This window comes from Acidithiobacillus ferrivorans (assembly GCF_016250455.1).
Taxonomy (GTDB): domain Bacteria; phylum Pseudomonadota; class Gammaproteobacteria; order Acidithiobacillales; family Acidithiobacillaceae; genus Acidithiobacillus; species Acidithiobacillus ferrivorans.
The window spans coordinates 141926-157293 of the sequence record NZ_CP059488.1 but is presented as its reverse complement, the minus strand read 5'-3'; the positions used below and the strand labels follow the sequence as shown (position 1 = coordinate 157293).

At 58.9% G+C, this 15368-nt stretch carries 16 protein-coding genes and 1 riboswitch; of the genes, 13 read left to right on the top strand and 3 right to left on the bottom strand.

The genetic code is table 11. The annotated features are described in order from the left end of the window. Positions 1 to 15: 15 nt before the first annotated feature. Complete coding sequence (locus H2515_RS00670; RefSeq protein ID WP_087454999.1) at positions 16 to 300, bottom strand: hypothetical protein; 285 nt, start codon at positions 298 to 300, stop codon at positions 16 to 18. Between the two features lie 428 nt (positions 301 to 728). Here H2515_RS00670 and H2515_RS00665 point away from each other — a divergent pair, with 428 nt between their 5' ends. From H2515_RS00665 to H2515_RS00620, 11 genes are all read left to right on the top strand, one after another. Next, positions 729 to 2390, top strand: a complete 1662-nt coding sequence (locus tag H2515_RS00665) for an ArnT family glycosyltransferase (RefSeq protein WP_071182738.1) — start codon at positions 729 to 731, stop codon at positions 2388 to 2390. Between the two features lie 29 nt (positions 2391 to 2419). Beyond that, positions 2420 to 2483, top strand: a riboswitch (Fluoride riboswitch). A 53-nt stretch (positions 2484 to 2536) separates the two neighbouring features. Continuing rightward, positions 2537 to 3478, top strand: a complete 942-nt coding sequence (locus H2515_RS00660) for a respiratory chain complex I subunit 1 family protein (protein ID WP_065414209.1) — start codon at positions 2537 to 2539, stop codon at positions 3476 to 3478. 9 nt (positions 3479 to 3487) lie between these two features. After that, positions 3488 to 4168: a hydrogenase gene (locus H2515_RS00655; RefSeq protein ID WP_065414210.1), complete on the top strand. Its 681-nt coding sequence runs from the start codon at positions 3488 to 3490 to the stop codon at positions 4166 to 4168. Between the two features lies 1 nt (position 4169). Beyond that, the gene (locus H2515_RS00650; RefSeq protein ID WP_071182737.1) at positions 4170 to 5630 is read left to right on the top strand and encodes a proton-conducting transporter transmembrane domain-containing protein; all 1461 of its coding nucleotides are present in this window, start codon (positions 4170 to 4172) and stop codon (positions 5628 to 5630) included. A gap of 8 nt (positions 5631 to 5638) precedes the next feature. After that, entirely contained in the window at positions 5639 to 7120 is a 1482-nt protein-coding gene (locus H2515_RS00645) for a hydrogenase large subunit (protein WP_232821480.1), read from the top strand. A 9-nt stretch (positions 7121 to 7129) separates the two neighbouring features. Beyond that, positions 7130 to 7924 carry an NADH-quinone oxidoreductase subunit B family protein gene (locus H2515_RS00640; protein WP_065414213.1) on the top strand — a complete coding sequence of 265 codons (795 nt, stop codon included), beginning with the start codon at positions 7130 to 7132 and terminating at the stop codon, positions 7922 to 7924. Beyond that, positions 7911 to 9620: a proton-conducting transporter transmembrane domain-containing protein gene (locus H2515_RS00635; RefSeq protein WP_232821479.1), complete on the top strand. Its 1710-nt coding sequence runs from the start codon at positions 7911 to 7913 to the stop codon at positions 9618 to 9620. The genes H2515_RS00640 and H2515_RS00635 overlap by 14 nt, the downstream gene beginning before the upstream one ends. A 4-nt stretch (positions 9621 to 9624) precedes the next feature. Then, positions 9625 to 9870, top strand: coding sequence for a hypothetical protein (locus H2515_RS15920; protein ID WP_232821478.1), 246 nt, complete (start codon positions 9625 to 9627; stop codon positions 9868 to 9870). 15 nt (positions 9871 to 9885) lie between these two features. Beyond that, positions 9886 to 10263: a fluoride efflux transporter CrcB gene (crcB, locus tag H2515_RS00630; RefSeq protein WP_035194680.1), complete on the top strand. Its 378-nt coding sequence runs from the start codon at positions 9886 to 9888 to the stop codon at positions 10261 to 10263. A gap of 10 nt (positions 10264 to 10273) precedes the next feature. After that, positions 10274 to 10588: a DUF190 domain-containing protein gene (locus tag H2515_RS00625; protein ID WP_035194678.1), complete on the top strand. Its 315-nt coding sequence runs from the start codon at positions 10274 to 10276 to the stop codon at positions 10586 to 10588. Positions 10589 to 10701: 113 nt separating this feature from the next. Beyond that, the gene (locus H2515_RS00620) at positions 10702 to 11961 is read left to right on the top strand and encodes an SAM-dependent methyltransferase (protein ID WP_198660667.1); all 1260 of its coding nucleotides are present in this window, start codon (positions 10702 to 10704) and stop codon (positions 11959 to 11961) included. A gap of 83 nt (positions 11962 to 12044) precedes the next feature. Here the strand turns inward: H2515_RS00620 and H2515_RS00615 are convergent, their stop codons facing one another. After that, a complete protein-coding gene (locus H2515_RS00615; RefSeq protein ID WP_065414216.1) occupies positions 12045 to 12764 on the bottom strand; it encodes a S1 family peptidase in 720 nt (239 codons plus the stop codon). A gap of 14 nt (positions 12765 to 12778) precedes the next feature. Beyond that, positions 12779 to 13642, bottom strand: a complete 864-nt coding sequence (locus H2515_RS00610; RefSeq protein ID WP_198660666.1) for a transglutaminase-like domain-containing protein — start codon at positions 13640 to 13642, stop codon at positions 12779 to 12781. Positions 13643 to 13926: 284 nt separating this feature from the next. On the opposite strand from H2515_RS00610, the gene H2515_RS00605 reads away from it, so the two are divergent. Both H2515_RS00605 and H2515_RS00600 read left to right on the top strand, forming a co-directional pair. Further along, positions 13927 to 14844 (top strand): lysophospholipid acyltransferase family protein, encoded by a 918-nt coding sequence (locus tag H2515_RS00605; protein WP_198660665.1) that lies wholly within the window; start codon positions 13927 to 13929, stop codon positions 14842 to 14844. Between the two features lie 199 nt (positions 14845 to 15043). After that, positions 15044 to 15310 (top strand): hypothetical protein, encoded by a 267-nt coding sequence (locus H2515_RS00600; protein WP_198660664.1) that lies wholly within the window; start codon positions 15044 to 15046, stop codon positions 15308 to 15310. The last annotated feature ends 58 nt before the right edge of the window (positions 15311 to 15368 follow it).

The window sequence follows — 15368 nt, the reverse complement described above, 5'->3', positions numbered from 1 at the left end:
GGATTTGCTCCTGCGTTAGATCTGACCCTTGCCCGTCCACCAGTAGTAGATCACGCGAATCCCTCCACGCTTTCCCCTGCCTTCGACTCCCCACCGCACCTTGCGTAGACCACCGCCATGGGGAATCACCACGCCCAATGCGGGGTTCTCTACCAATGCATTTTGCATGGCTCGGTATCCCTCATCATCGAGGATGGCCACGATGGCTTTGGTGAATACGGGTGACTCGACGATGACCATGTAGTTATCATACGCTGCAAGCGTATGGTGGGCAAGATTTGATGCGGGAAGCCGAAACAAGCCTTCTGCACGCGCTCCTCACCTCAGCCCGCGGATGCGCGGGAGACCACCAACGCTGAATAACGCGTGCAAAACTTTTTCTACTAAATACGGTTGAACAAGGCCGTTCAGAGCTTGCCCTCTGCCGACCTCGCGGCATTCTGGCGTGGGTTCGCTGAATTTGACGCGGCGACCTGGGATACGCAGATTGAGGTCAATGCGACAACAGGTTAGACTGGGCGGGTTGCTGGGAGAAGCGCTCGCCGAGTAGCACAGCGGCACGGTACGCGAGATTTGAGGTACTTCACATCCATCTGAAACAAAACCCTGGGTACCCATCATTAATGTCATTGGCGATGATTATTGCCGGACAAATCCACATACGGTATGAAGTATCGCGATGCTTAGCGACTTATACGAAGCCAGTGTAACCCCACCGGGAGCTGATCATGTTCTCCCGGAATAGTGCCGCCAGCCGATTCTTTGGACTGAAGGCATTCACGATTTTTCTGCTGGCACTGCTGTTCTTCGGCTGTGGCATTGGCAATACCAGTCTTTGGAACATCGACGAACCCATCTATGCCCAGTCGCTGAAGGACCAGATTGCCCAGCACAATCTGGTGGTCCCGACCTTCAATGCGCGGCTGATGCCTGACAAACCCGCACTCAATTACTGGCTCATGTGGACCGGCGTCAAGGTGCTGGGCTTGAACTCCTGGGGTTTACGGATGGGTTCCGCTGTCGTCGGGGCCTTGCTGATCCTCTATCTGATCATGGCCCTGCGGCGTCTGTATGGTGAAAATATTGCGTTGATCGGCGGCCTGCTGACGGCCACGGCGCTGCACAGCACGGTGATTTTCCGCGGCGCCACACCGGACCCCCTCCTCATCCTGACGGTCACCATTGCCCTGCTGAGTTATCTGCGCGGATACCTGTTCCCGGATATCCGCAGCCGCGAACTGCTCATCACCTATGCCGCCATGGCCTTCGCCACCCTGGATAAAGGCCCCATCGGCTTCCTGCTACCGGGCCTGATTATCGTGCTGTTTTTGTTGCTGCGCCGGGAGCTGTCCTTTCTCTGGCGGGAAGGTCGGCTGGACTGGGGGATACCGCTTTTTCTGCTTATTATGCTGCCCTGGTATCTTGCCGTGGGCGTCGAAACCCACTGGGCCTGGGATCGCGCCTTCATCTTCAAGCAGAATATCGGTCGCTTTGATGACAGCATGCAGGGGCACCGCGGCCCCTGGGTGTATTATCCGATCAGCACTTTTCTCGGGATGCTGCCCTGGTCGATCTTTTTACCGCAGGTTTTTCGGGATATCTGGCTTTCCCGCCAGCACTTTTTACGCAGCCAGCCGAAGACGCTTTTTCTGCTGGTCTGGGCGACGGCGTGGATCGGCTTTTTTACCCTGTCTGCAACCAAGCTCCCCAATTATGTCTGGGAAGCCTACCCGCCGCTCTTCATTCTGCTGGCCGCTTATTTTGAGAAAGTCCGCGTTGCCGCCACGCAGCCCGCGCGCTGGGGAATGGCGGCCTCTCTCGGGGTGCTGTTTCTCATCGGGCTGGCACTGAGTGTCTTCGCCGCCTGGGTGGTGCCTTTGCGCGAGCCGCAGCTACCGGGCATGGTGGAGATCGGGATACCTTATATGCTGGCAGCAGCGGTCGCCCTCGTGCTGCTCCGGCGGCAACGCTGGCCGCAGGCTGGAGTCACCCTGGCTGGCGGCAGTGTGGCGCTGGCGGCACTGCTGGTTTTCGTCATCACCCCGCCCATTAACGCCGTGAAACCCGCACGGGCGATGGGGCAACGCATTGCTGCCCTGCAGGGCCCGCAGCCCTACCGGCTCGCCTCCTGGCAGTGGTTTCAGCCGAATTTTCTGTTTTATGCCGGGCGCGGCAACATGCCCATCCGGCATCTGCGGGCATTGACGGAGTTACCTGCGGTCCTCGGCCCGGAGCCTCTTTATCTGGTTTGTCCGGCCAGTGATATACCTGCCGTTCGCGCCGCAGTGCCCGCCGCCTATCAGCAGCAAACCATCATGATACGATACGAAATCTACAATCACACGGATATCGCGCTCCTCCGCATCAGCGCACGGCAGGAAACATCTTGACCTCCATAACGCGCCAAACTACCATAAATAAAACATGTGGTGATGGAGTCCACCCGATAACCGCCTTTATAGGCTAATGACTGCTACTGATCCTGATCGCAAGGTCGGGCCGTGGAGCGTCATGGAAACCATATAAAGGGGAAGACATGTTCGGCGATATCGTCCTGCAGTGTGGACAAGTCTTGACGGTGCTTTTGTTGTCACCGCTTTTGCACGGCTTCATGGTCACCATGGAAGAGCGCGTTCAGCGCGGACAGGGGCCGTCCATATTCCAGCCCTATCGGGATCTCTGGAAACTATTTCACAAAACCCTGCTGATACCGGAATCCGCATCCTGGGTGTTTTTCTGGGCGCCGGTGGTGGCTTTTACCGCTATGCTCATCGTGCCGATGCTGATTCCGGTGCTGACCAATTTCCCCCTGCCGCTCTCGGACATGGGCGATATCCTCGGCGGCGGCCTGATTCTGACCCTCGGTGGCTTTTTCATCCTGCTGGCCGGGCTGGATACGGGTCAGCCCTTTGGTGGACTGGGTTCCAGCCGGGCGGTTATGCTCGCCATCCTCGCCGAGCCGACCCTGATCCTGGTCTTTGTGGGTATCACCTTTCTCGATCACTCCATGCTGCCTTTCGTCGCCAATCACCTGCTGGCACAGCATCCGGCAGCCTACTGGAGCCCGGCGCATATTTTTCTGATCTTCGCTTTTTTCATCCTGCTGACGGTGGAAACGGACCGCCTGCCCATCCACTCCACCATCCCTTACGAAATTTACATGATCGACGAGGCGCGAATTCTGGAGTATTCCGGGCCATTGCTGGCCCTGCTCAAATGGGCGGGCTGGATGAAGCAGTTTTTACTCTACACCATTTTCCTCAATGTCTTTTTCTTTCCGTGGGGATTGTCCACGACGGGCAGTCTGGGTTCAGTGCTGCTGGCGTTGCTTATCATACTGGCCAAATATGGCGCGGTGGGGCTGGTGATGGTGGCCGTGGATACGCTGCAGTCGCGACTACGCTTCTATCGTTATCAGGAGCCGCTGGCGCTGTCTTTTCTCTTTGCCGTGCTGGCCATCGTGGCTGACCAGCTTTAGGAGGGTGCGATGCTGATCTTTCATCTCGGTCCCCTGGCTACGTCCCTGTTCAGTCTGCTGGCGATTCTGGCGCTGGTGCTGTCCTTTGTGATGCTGGCATCTCATTGGCTGAAGAATCATGTTTATGCTTTTGCGGCAGAATCCTGGACTATCGCGGCCATTTCCGCCGCTATCGGCTATTACGGGCATTATCCCGAACTCTACCTCATCGCCGTTCTGACAGCGCTTTTTCGCGGAACCATCCTGCCCTACCTGGTGCTACGTCTGGTCAACCGACTGGATATCCAACGCGAGTTCACCCCGCTGCTCAAACCTTCCTCCAGCATGGTCCTTGGCGCGGCGCTGGTGATTTTCTCCTACGAGGTCGCGCGACAGCTGGGGGTGGCGCTGCACCTGACCGACAACATTGCGGTGCTGGCCCTGACCTGCATGTTCAGCCTCAAGCTCATCGGCTTTTTGATGATGATCCTGCGCTCCGAGGCCATCAGCCATATTTTGGGGCTGCTGGTGATTGAAAATGGTATTTTTCTGGGCTCACAGATTCTCGTGCCCGGCATGCCGGTGCTCCTGGAACTGGTGATCATCTTCGACCTGATGACCATTGTCATGGCCTTCGGGATGCTGGTGCGTTTCCTGCAGGCCCACGCCGGGACGACCAGCAGCCGCGGCCTGCAAAAGCTGGTGGGCTGAGATGGATTTTACGGCGCTCATTGCTGCCCTGTGGATTGTGCCCGCGGTAGCTATTGTGCTGATCATGGCCATACGCCGCCCGCGCTGGGCGGAGTATCTGAATCTGACGTCATCGGTGGCCGTTTTTGGCCTGACTCTGGCCATTCTGGTAGCCCTGCCCGGCAAGGCACTGGTGACCGGTGCAGGCTATATTCTGCTGACGCCGCTGGGGGCCTGGGTGCTGCTCTGCGTTGGGCTGGTCTACCTGCTGGCGTCTCTCTATGCCATCGGCTATATGCGCCTGCTTCCCGAGGAAAAGCCCCGTCTCCACAAATATTATGCCTTACAGGCCGGCTTTGCGTTGACCATGCTGATCGCGCCACTAATGAACAATCCCGGCATCTTCTGGATTGCCATCGACTTCACTACCATCGTCAGCGCCTTTCTGGTGGGTTTCGAGCGGGAGGCGGAGTGTATCGAGGCGGCGTGGAAATATCTGATCATCGTTTCTGCGGGTCTGGCATTGGCGCTGCTCGGCATCATTCTCTTCTACTGGGGCGGGACCTTCACCCTGGGGCCGACCTATGCCCTGACCTGGGCTAATTTGCGGGAAGTGGCGCCGCATGTGCCGGAGACGCTGCTCTTTCTCGCCTTTCTGCTCACCCTGGTGGGCTTCGGCACCAAGATGGGTCTAGCACCCATGCATACCTGGCTGCCCGATGCCCACAGCGAAGGCCCGGCGCCGGTTTCCGCCATGCTTTCCGGGGCACTGCTGAATATCGCCCTGCTCGGCATCTACCGGTTTCTGTCCATCGTCGACAGCGGTGGTTATGGAGTGATGGGGCATACGGCACTGCTGGTGCTGGGCGTCATTTCCCTCTTCGTCGCCGGAATGTTCATCGTCCGGCAGGATGGCGCCAAGCGCATGCTCGCCTATTCCTCCCTGGAACACATGGGAGTGCTGGCCATCGGCTTTGGTTTCGGCGGCCCCCTGGCCTTCGCCGGGGCCATGTATCACATGATCAACCATTCCCTGACCAAATCCATGATGTTTTTCGGTGCTGGCAACATGATGCGCGCCTATGGCACCAAGTCCATGAGCCAGATGCGACGGGTATTGCGTTATTACCCGGTCAGTGGCGCGCTCTGGCTGCTGGGGGCGGTGGCCATTACCGGAGCACCGCCTTTCGGGCTTTTTCTCTCGGAAATCACCATCCTGCGTGGTGGTATACTGAGCCCCAACCCCTGGGCGGTGTGGGTGATGGCGATATTGCTGATCCTCATTTTCGTCGCCTTCATGAACCACTTCCGGCGCATGATCTGGGGACCGGAACCGGCGCCCGGTGCGGAGCCGACCCTGAAGCTGTCCGTCTGGAATACCCTGCCCATGTGGCTCGCCTTTGTACCGATTCTGGTGCTTGGACTGTGGTGGCCGGAAGGGCTGTGGCATTTCTTTCAGCAGGCTTTTCGGGCGCAACCATGAGTGCGGCCATGACCTATAACGATTGCGAACGGCGCCAGATATCGGCAGCGGAGCTCACGGCGGTCGCCACCGACTGCATAGCCGCCGGGATGCGCTTTCAGATGGCCTGGCATGATTGGGAGGAGGGTGTCTGTGTCGTGCGCTATCTGATCAGCCAAGGCAACCGGGTACCTTTTCTGCTATTGGAGTTGCGTACGGACGAAACCTTGCCGTCCCTGGCGGCCATCGTGCCTCTGCTCGGCTGGTATGAGCGGGAGATGCAGGATCTCGGTGGTCTGCGCTTTACGGGGCATCCAGAGCCCTATCCCCTGGTGATCCACGAAGGATTTTCGCTGCCGCGCCCGCCGCTGGGGCGGGAGGGGCCGGAAGGCCACCTCAGCGGTGCGTATGCACCGCCCACCATGCCGGAAGTGCGGGGAGATCAGGTACAAGACCTCTATTGGGGGCCAATACGGGCCGATGTGGTGGAGACGGGGGAATTTCACTTCTCTTACATCGGCGAGGCCATCCTCCACTACCATCCCCGGCTGTTTTTCAAACATCGTGGGATGGAAGCACGCTTTGCCGGACAGCGTGTCGAGGCGGCCGTTTTTCTGGCGGAGCGCGTGTCGGGCGTCGGCAGTGTCGGCCATGCCCTGGCCTATTGTCAGGCCGTGGAGTCCGCCTGGGGTATCGAAGTACCCGCGCGGGCACAACTGCTGCGGGTGATCCTCGCGGAACTGGAGCGCCTCTACAATCACTTCCACTATTTTGGTCTGCTGGCCAAGACGACGACGCTGAAAGTGGGCTCGGCGACGGGCTTTCTGCTGGAGGAGCGCGTGAAACAGCTTGCCGGACAACTGACCGGGTCGCGCTTCCTGCGCAGCCTGCTGACCATAGGCGGGTTGCGCCACGACCTCCAGGCGGAGCACCTGGCGAGCGCACTGGAAAACATCATCGACGAGGGCGAAGCGTATCTGACCCGCTTGCACCAAACTGCCAGCCATCTGGACCGCCTGATGGGCACCGGAATTTTATCGAAGGAAGCCGCCTTTGATCAGGGGGCGACGGGACCGGTGGCGCGCGCCTCCGGCCTCGACCGGGACCTGCGCCGCGACCATCCCTACGCCGCCTACAGCCACCTGCGCTTTAATGTGCCGGTGCGCGAAAAGGGCGACGCCATGGCCCGCAGCGAGGTTCGCGCGGAATCCCTGCGCGAGGCTATCGCTCTGCTGATGCAGGCCTCCGGACACCTCAAGGCGGGTCCGGTGCGCGCCGAATACACCGCGCCGCAGGGACAACAGGAAGGCCTGGGCTGGGCGGAAACGCCGCGCGGCTCGCTGTATTACAGCGTACGGATCCGCGATGGCCGTCTCGAACGGGTGAAGATCAAATCCCCCTCATTTTCCAACTGGCGGGTGTTCCCGCTCACGGTGCATGGCACCAACATGATGGACTACGCCATCAATGAGGCCAGTTTCGGCCTCACCACCGCCGGTTGCGACCGTTAGGAGGACAAAATGCCGGTATGGACCTGGACAGGATTAAAAGCGGGTAAAGCCGCCACCCACTGGCCGCAGCACGGTCCCGACGGGCAGGAGGGCGTGCTGGGCATGCCGCGCTGGGACCCCACCGCCTGTCGCAGCGACTGCAACACTTGCGCCGCCGCCTGCCCCACGGGCGCTATCGCCGTCGTCAAGGACACCGTGGCGGTTGATTATGGGCGCTGCATCGTCTGTCAGCGTTGCGTGGAGGATTGCCCGGAAGGGGCGATGACCAGCTCCTATGACTGGGCCTTCGGCGTGCGGCGACGCGAAGACCTGATCTGGGCTGCGGCACTGAATGGCCCCGAAGGACAGCAACTGGGCAAGGGGGTGGCACGAAGCCTGCGCCGCAGCCTGCACATTCGTCATGTGGATGCGGGCTCCTGCAATGGCTGCGAATCCGAAATCAGCGCCCTCGACAACCCTTTTTATAACCTGCACCGTCTGGGTATCTTCTTTACACCCTCGCCACGCTTTGCGGATTTGCTGATGGTGACGGGCCCGGTGACGGCGCCCATGCATGCACCACTGCTGGCCACCTGGGAGGCGATGCCGGAACCCCGCATGGTGCTGGCAACCGGTACTTGCGCGGTCTCCGGCGCGCCCATGGACGGGGGCTACGCGGGTGGATCGGGATTGGAGGATGTGCTGCCGGTAGACGTCTGGCTACCGGGCTGCCCGCCCAATCCCGCGGCACTGATTCATGCGCTGCTCCTGCTGCTGGAACGGATGCCGCAACGGGTTCAGGGAGGCCATTATGGTGCTGGATAGTTTTTGCATCGCAGCTCTGCTCCTGGTTCTGACCATTGCCCTCGGTGTGCTGCGGCAGGGCTGGCTGGCGCGGATCACCCTGATTGTGGGTACACTGGCGATACTGATTGGCAGCGCCTCCTGCCTGCCAGACGGTTCGGCGACCGGGGCGCTGTGGCCGCTGGGCGATATTGCCGTGACCTGGCAGCTCCAGCCCGCTGCGGCCTGGCTGTTGCTCTGGGGTGGATTGGCGGCGCTGGCGGCCTTTCTCTCCCCCAGTCGCGCCCAAAATCCCGCCATCTGGATGGCCGGCGCGGCCGTTGCCCTGCTGGGCAGTCTCGGCGTTGCCGGTTTGCAGGAGGGTGTCTCTTTTCTGATGGCCTGGGAGTTTTTGAGTTTCGGCGGCGCGATCATGCTCCTCGCCGATGGCCTGCAGGAAACTCAACGCGGCGGGCAGGCCAGTCTCTATATGCTGGCCCTGTTGGAAATCGGCGCGGTGGCGTTGTTGCTCTGCCTGGTGCTGCTCGGCGCGAGCGATACGCAGTTTGCCGTCTGGGCAGCGAGCTGGTCCACTTATGGCACGGCGGCCTTCGGAGTGGCGGTGCTGTTTATCATCGGCTTCGGCGCCAAGCTCGGCATCCTGCCCTTTTACGAATGGTATCCGGGTGCTTACGGGAGTGGCAGTGGTGCTTCGGGGGCACTGCTTTCCGGCATTGTGCTGAACGTCGCGTATTTCGCCCTGGGACGGGCCATGCTCGACTGGTTGCCGGTCAGCGCCGCCACCGGTGTGGGCATTCTGCTGGTGGCCCTGGGGACGGTATCCGCCATCCTCGCTATTCTCTACGCCTTTCAACAGGAAGACTGGCGACGCCTGCTGGCATTTTCTACGGCGGAAAATGCGGGGCTGGCGGTGGTCGCGCTGGGTGCCGCCTCCCTGTTCCGGGCCGACGGCCTGTCCATGCTGACGACTCTGGCCTGGACGGTAGGCCTGATTCATCTCGGCGGCCATAGTCTGGCCAAGGGTGCCATGATGCTCAGCGCCGATCGGGTGGCGGCGGTGCGCGGCAACTATCAGATCGCGCAGAGCCGGGTACTGGCCCTCGCCCCTTGGACTTTAGGCATCGGCGCCCTGTTCGGGGCCATGAGTCTCGCCGCCATGCCGCCCATGGCGGGTTTTGCCAGCGAATGGTACCTCTTTCAAACCGTGTTTCAGGATTTCCATCTGACTTCTTCTGCCGCCCGGGTAGCGCTGGCGCTGAGCGGTGCTGGCCTGGCCCTGACCGCTGCCATTGCCCTGGCGACCATGGTCAAAGTCTTCGGCATCGGCCTGCTGGGACGGGAGGAAAACCCGACCGAAGTCACGGGCCGCTGGCCGCTTCTGGGTCTGGGTCTTTTGGTGCTGGCCTATGCCGTGGCGCTGCCCTGGACATTAGCGGCACTGGTCCGGGACGGCTGGCCCGCCGTTCCCCGCTGTGGCCGCCATGGTGCGCGGCCCGATACTGGTGCCATTGACTCCTCATTTCGCCTTTATTTCGCCCCCTTTGTTGCTGCTCATGGGAGTATTACTGGCACTGATTCCCCTGGGTTTGCTGGGCTGGAGCCAGCACAGTCACGGCCGCCGCCGGGTACCCGTATGGGGTCACGGCCTGCGCCGGATACCGGCGGACAATGCGGTGACTGCGCTGGCTTTTTCCAATGCACTGCGGGAATTTTATAGCTTTGTGTACCGGCCCAGCACCAATACCGAAAAAAGCCATACGGACCGCCATTATTTCGTTCATGAGGTGCACTTCAATTACAGTCAGGCCCCCGTCTTTGGACCCTGGTTGTTTCGCCCGGCAGTACGCCTGGTGCAGAATCTCAGCGACCGGATTGGTCTGACCTTGCAAAATGGCTCACTCAACGCCTATCTCGCTTATATCGGGATACTGTTGATCGTCATTCTGGGCAGCGTCTTTTATTTGTAATAGAAAGGAGTAAAAATGTTTGCCACTTTCGGCTTCATTGCGCTGTTTGCCGTACTCGGTGCCTGGGCGCGTTATGGACAGACCTTGCTGGTGCAGACGGTGTTCGGCCGCGGTTTTCCCTGGGCAACCCTGAGCATCAATGTGCTGGGCTGTTTTATCATGGGCTTCCTGTTTTTTGAGACCTTGGAACGTATTTCGGTAAGCCCGGAATTACGCACCGGAATACTCACCGGCGGACTGGGTGCTTACACCACCTTTTCGACATTCTCCCTCGAAACGCTGGTGCTTTTTGAGAATGGTGAAGCCATCAAGGGCCTGCTCTATATGTTTACATCGCTGTTTCTGTGCGTCGGTGCCGCTTTTGTCGGGGCCTGGGTTTCCCGCAGCATCTGAGAGGTGAAGCATGACTACGGTATCTGTAGTGCGTATTTATATTAAAGAAGGCGATAAACATGACGGACATAATCTCATGGAGGAAATCTTCCGCATGCTCCACGATCAGTACAAGGTGCATGGCGTTACCGCCTTTCGCGGTATCGCGGGCTTTGGCAGCAAAGGGGTCGTGCATGCCGACGATATACTGCGCCTGAATGTGCACCTGCCGCTGGTGTTGGAGTTTTTTGATGAGCCAGAGACCGTGGATGCCGTGCTGCCGCACCTGCGGGAATTGGTGCCACCAGGCCATATTCTGCGCTGGGAAGCGGATTGCGATTGCTGACCTTGACGGGAATTTGAATGACCAAGGGTGTCCTATACTCAACCCAAGGCGGATATTTGCGCATATAACTTGAGTGTTTCTGCCATCCATTTTGCAAGAACGGGAGTCTCAACGTGAAAGATCTACGCACTAGCTTCTTGGACCACATTAAAAAAGGCCTCAAGGGAAAGCCGTTGCCGCTGCGCGTCCTTTTCTGGGATGGCCATGAATACACCTTCGACGAGCAGCCCCTCGTCACTATGCATCTGCGTTCCGCCAAGGTCCTCTCGCGCCTGCTCATGGGCAGCGCGCTGGATGTGATCGGCGAGGGGTATGTGGAAGGCACCATCGGCCTTGATGGTCGCTATCAGGATATTCTTGCGGTAGCAGAAGGATTGGGCGATGTCTTCCCCGCCAAAAAGCCCAAAGGTGGCATTTTTCGTAAACATCACGCCACCCACAGCAAATCTCAGGATGCCGAGGCGGTTCAGTACCACTACGATGTCTCCAATGATTTTTACAAGCTCTGGCTTGACCACAACATGGTCTACTCCTGTGGCTATTTCAAAACCGGCACCGAAGATATCGACACCGCGCAGGAGCAGAAGCTGGATCATGTTTGCCGCAAACTCCATTTGCAGCCCGGCGAAAAGCTCCTCGATATCGGCTGCGGTTGGGGTGGCCTGCTGACTTGGGCCGCAACGCATTACGGGATTCAGGGCGTGGGTGTCACCCTCAGCGAGCAGCAGTTTGCCTACGCCAAAGAACACATAAAATGCGAGGGCTTGGCCGATCGCGTAGAAATTCGCCTGCAGGATTACCGCGACATTCCCGAACGGGATTATTTCGATAAAGTCTCTTCGATAGGGATGTTTGAGCACGTCGGCCGCGCCAAGCTAGGCGAGTATTTCCAGGTGATCAACCGGGTGCTCAGGGAAGGCGGCTGGGTGATGAATCATGGCATCACCGCCGGCCAGCAGGATGACGAAGACGGGCATCATTCCGGCAGCGATTTCATGGATAAATACGTCTTCCCCGACGGCGAGATCCCTCATTTGTGGCGCCTGGTATGGGAAATGGCGGGACAGGATCTGGAGGTTCTGGATGTAGAAAACCTGCGCCCCCACTACGCCCAGACCCTCATCCATTGGGTGCAACGCCTGGAAGCACGCAAAGCAGAAGCCGTCGCCATGGTCGGGGACAAGCGCTATCGCATCTGGGCCATCTACATGGCGGGCTGCGCCTATGCCTTCTGGCGCAATTGGTCGGCTCTGCATCAGGTACTGGCGATCAAACAGACCAAAGAAGCATTAACTCTGCGCCCCTGGGAACGGCGCTATCAGTACCAGGAGGACAGCTTCCACCGGGCCGATCCGGATTGGGGGGATTTGTAAACGGCGCCCCAGGACAAACGAGCCCTCGTTAGCGGACGGGGGATTAAGCCCGACATCCGTGGTGTGGAAGGGACGCGATGCACTTACGCCGTCAGCGTCAGCAGGATATCGGCATACCAGGTGCAATTGAGGCCCAACGATTCATCGACTTCGGTATCCCGCCCCCCCATATCGATACGCGCGGAATGCACACCCAGCAGCTTCCACGGTAGGACCTGATCACCCTCTGTACAGCGCAGCACCACAGGTGCGCCGCTGCTGCCACGGTGTGTCCGTGCGTCCGTGAGGAAATACCCTTGCCCCTGAAAGCGCAGACCGAAGGAAGAAGCAATGACTGCCTGCCGGACCACCGGCAGATGATGTAGCGTGTCATGAAAGCCCAGCGGAAAGCCAACCACCAGCAATAAGCTACCCACTTCGATTTCCTGGAATGAGCTTTGCAAATGCGTCGGCGTAAAGCACTGGATCACCACCGACTCCGGTAAATCACTGCGATCGATTTCAATGACCGCCACATCAATCTCTCCCCCACTGTCTTTGCCCTGGCGCCAGAGGCTTTTGCCATCGCGGTAAAGATAAACCGACAAAACGGTTGCGCAGGTTAAATTCTCGGCATCCGTATGGAGTTCAATCTCAATACGGTTCGGGAAGTGTTTGCTGGGTTTGTCCGCGACCACATGTCGGCTGGTGACGAAAAATAGTCGTGTATCTCGGGCGAAAAAGAAACCACTGGCGCGGGTGAGCAGTCGATCAATATCAAATGTCGACACGCGGGCCGTGGTTAAGAGCAACGATTCAATCATGGGGATCCTTGGTGCTAACCATCCGTCGAGAGGGCTGAACGCACCAGTTGCGGCATCACGAGAAGGCCATCAGCACCGGCTATGGCCTCAATATTTATCACTGGCGGGGAAGAGCCCACCTCTCCAAAAATCGTCGCGAAGGCGACGTCGGCGGCGTCGCGTCCCGTGCCAAAACGTACCAGCCCCATGGGAATCGCGGTTCCCGAAGGGTCGAACAAATACCATCCACCGACTAAATACACTTCGACATAAGCATGAAAATCCAGGGGGCCATAGGCGGGATCCACCCCATAATTGATGCCCGTCGTAAAGCGGGCAGGTATATTGCTGGCACGGCAAAGCGCAATCATCAAATGGGCAAAATCACGACAAACACCCGCTGTCTCGATCAGGGTGTCGATGGCGGAACTGTTGGAATCCGAGATGTTTTTGGCGTAAGTAATCCGCTGCGCCACCCAGTCACGAATCGCCTGAACCCGGCCATAGCCCTGCTGCCGCTGACCAAACTCACGCATCGCCAGCCGATAGAGGCGGTCAGACTGACAGTAGCGACTGGGGTAAATGTAACCTAATACCTGTGCCGGCAGTCGCGCTACCGGAACCTCGGCGATCTGTTCCGGTGCAGCCATATAATGGGTCAGATCAACAGATGCCGTATAAAAGATTTGCAGGGGCCCCGTAGCAGCACTCAGCCGCAGGTAACGGTTGCCGGTCGTTGGATCGGTCTCTACGGTCAGCGGCATCTGCTGATTGACCACCAGCGACTCATCGACCACTACTTGTCGGTTGGTATGCGCGGCATGGATGTTAAAAATGAAGTTGCTGCCCGGTTCATTCACTTCATAACTTAAGGCCAGGGAGAGTCGCAGACGAATCATGGCCAGGGCACCTCTCTGCAGACTATAAATGTGTGTTGATCACTGGATCAGGTTTTCGCCGGATAGCCGATGATGCACTTGCTTGTAAGTATGCCGTATTGCTGGCTGACGATCCAACCTGGGGGGGCGCGCCGTCACGACCTTTTGTTTTGCGCTACGTCCGCCTATGCTTCTTGTCGACTTTTGCCACTTTCACCCGGTGGCGTCGCAGCTACCGCTCTCCATAAACGGGTTGCCAGGATGAACCAATTAGTGACTACGACGCGGCACTGGAAACGCGCCCCATGACGAAGATGCAGGATGATACAGGAACGCGAGGGCAGCGACTGGGCACGTTCACCGTAAAGTGGTTATTGCAGTGGACCGCCCGGTGGCCGGATACATGGCGTTCACGTTGCGGCGGCGGGTTGGGGCTGATCGCCATGGTAGCACTCCCCAAGATACGCAGGGTGGTGGACATCAATCTGGCGATTGCTTTTCCTGACTGGTCGCTCGCCAGACGTCAGCAATTACGCCGACAAAATTTTTGTGAACTCGGGCGCACCGCTCTGGAATTAGGACCGATATGGGCGCGACACTTACCTGGGGCACTAGATATGGTGCGCACGGTGGAAGGCGCGGAGGCCGTCGATCACGCCCTCACGCTGGGGCATGGGGTCATTCTGTTCACCGCGCACCTCGGCCCCTGGGAGGCAGCCGTCCTCTACACCGGACAGCGCTGGCCGATTACCGGTATGTACCGGGCGTTACGCAATCCCTGCATGGATGCCCTGATGCGGCACTGTCGCGAACGCAGCGGGGCACGCCAGCTCAACAAGGAGCGTGGCATCCGCCCCTTATTCCGAATCCTCAAAAAAAAGGAAATCATCGGCATCCTCACCGACCAGAATGTTGATCCGCGAGAGGGAGTGTTTGCGCCATTTTTTGGGTATCCCGCGTGCACGACCCCGGTGCTGGGGCGGCTGGCGGCGCGTGACCGCGTGCCCGTTTTCGGCATGTTTGCCTATCGTTTGCCGCAAGGGTCGGGGTTCAGAATTGAATTTGTGCCGCTGCCTGACACTTTTCCCAGCGGCGACGCCGTGGCCGACGCCTCCGTCATGAATGCCTGCATGGAAACCGCCATTCGCAAAGCCCCAGAACAATACTGGTGGGTGCATCGCCGCTTCAAAGATCAGCCCGCAGCGCGCGAACGCCCTTACTGAGCCTGCGTCAGAGAGCCACTACCGAGTCATTCATTGCACATCTCCGGGATCAATTCTTCAGCGCGAAGGGGAATCCTTGCAAGAGCTGAACGACCTCTACATACTACGCTCAGGTAACAGATCGTGGCGGCGCCGCCCTGGCGGACCGCGTCTTGGGTTATCATCCATCACCGCCAACTCCGACTTAGAGGAAATAGCCATGAAACAAGCTAATTTTGCCCGTTCGTTCGCCCTTGGCTCTGCTTTTGCCGTGACCCTCGGCACGCTCCCTTTGCTGGCCACTTCGGCAGACGCTGCGACCATGCGCATGGCGACTGCACAGCCCGTCGCCATGAGCACCGCCACCAAAAGCGAAGGCAACTGCTCCCAGAAGATGGGCAAGGGCTCCCAGGAAGGAAATTGTTCCAAAGGCAACATGAAGACCAAAGAAGGCAAACACGTCAAGAGTCACATGAAACAGCAATAATAGACTGTATCTATGCCATCAAGGATTCAACGGGATGAAGCTGCCCTGGCAGGATACG

Coding starts and splice junctions, on each gene's coding strand:
- H2515_RS00665 (WP_071182738.1), top strand. CDS start 729: ATGTTCTCCCGGAATAGTGCCGCCAGCCGATTCTTTGGACTGAAGGCA.
- H2515_RS00660 (WP_065414209.1), top strand. CDS start 2,537: ATGTTCGGCGATATCGTCCTGCAGTGTGGACAAGTCTTGACGGTGCTT.
- H2515_RS00655 (WP_065414210.1), top strand. CDS start 3,488: ATGCTGATCTTTCATCTCGGTCCCCTGGCTACGTCCCTGTTCAGTCTG.
- H2515_RS00650 (WP_071182737.1), top strand. CDS start 4,170: ATGGATTTTACGGCGCTCATTGCTGCCCTGTGGATTGTGCCCGCGGTA.
- H2515_RS00645 (WP_232821480.1), top strand. CDS start 5,639: ATGACCTATAACGATTGCGAACGGCGCCAGATATCGGCAGCGGAGCTC.
- H2515_RS00640 (WP_065414213.1), top strand. CDS start 7,130: ATGCCGGTATGGACCTGGACAGGATTAAAAGCGGGTAAAGCCGCCACC.
- H2515_RS00635 (WP_232821479.1), top strand. CDS start 7,911: ATGGTGCTGGATAGTTTTTGCATCGCAGCTCTGCTCCTGGTTCTGACC.
- crcB (WP_035194680.1), top strand. CDS start 9,886: ATGTTTGCCACTTTCGGCTTCATTGCGCTGTTTGCCGTACTCGGTGCC.
- H2515_RS00625 (WP_035194678.1), top strand. CDS start 10,274: ATGACTACGGTATCTGTAGTGCGTATTTATATTAAAGAAGGCGATAAA.
- H2515_RS00615 (WP_065414216.1), bottom strand. CDS start 12,764: ATGATTGAATCGTTGCTCTTAACCACGGCCCGCGTGTCGACATTTGAT.
- H2515_RS00610 (WP_198660666.1), bottom strand. CDS start 13,642: ATGATTCGTCTGCGACTCTCCCTGGCCTTAAGTTATGAAGTGAATGAA.
- H2515_RS00605 (WP_198660665.1), top strand. CDS start 13,927: ATGACGAAGATGCAGGATGATACAGGAACGCGAGGGCAGCGACTGGGC.
- H2515_RS00600 (WP_198660664.1), top strand. CDS start 15,044: ATGAAACAAGCTAATTTTGCCCGTTCGTTCGCCCTTGGCTCTGCTTTT.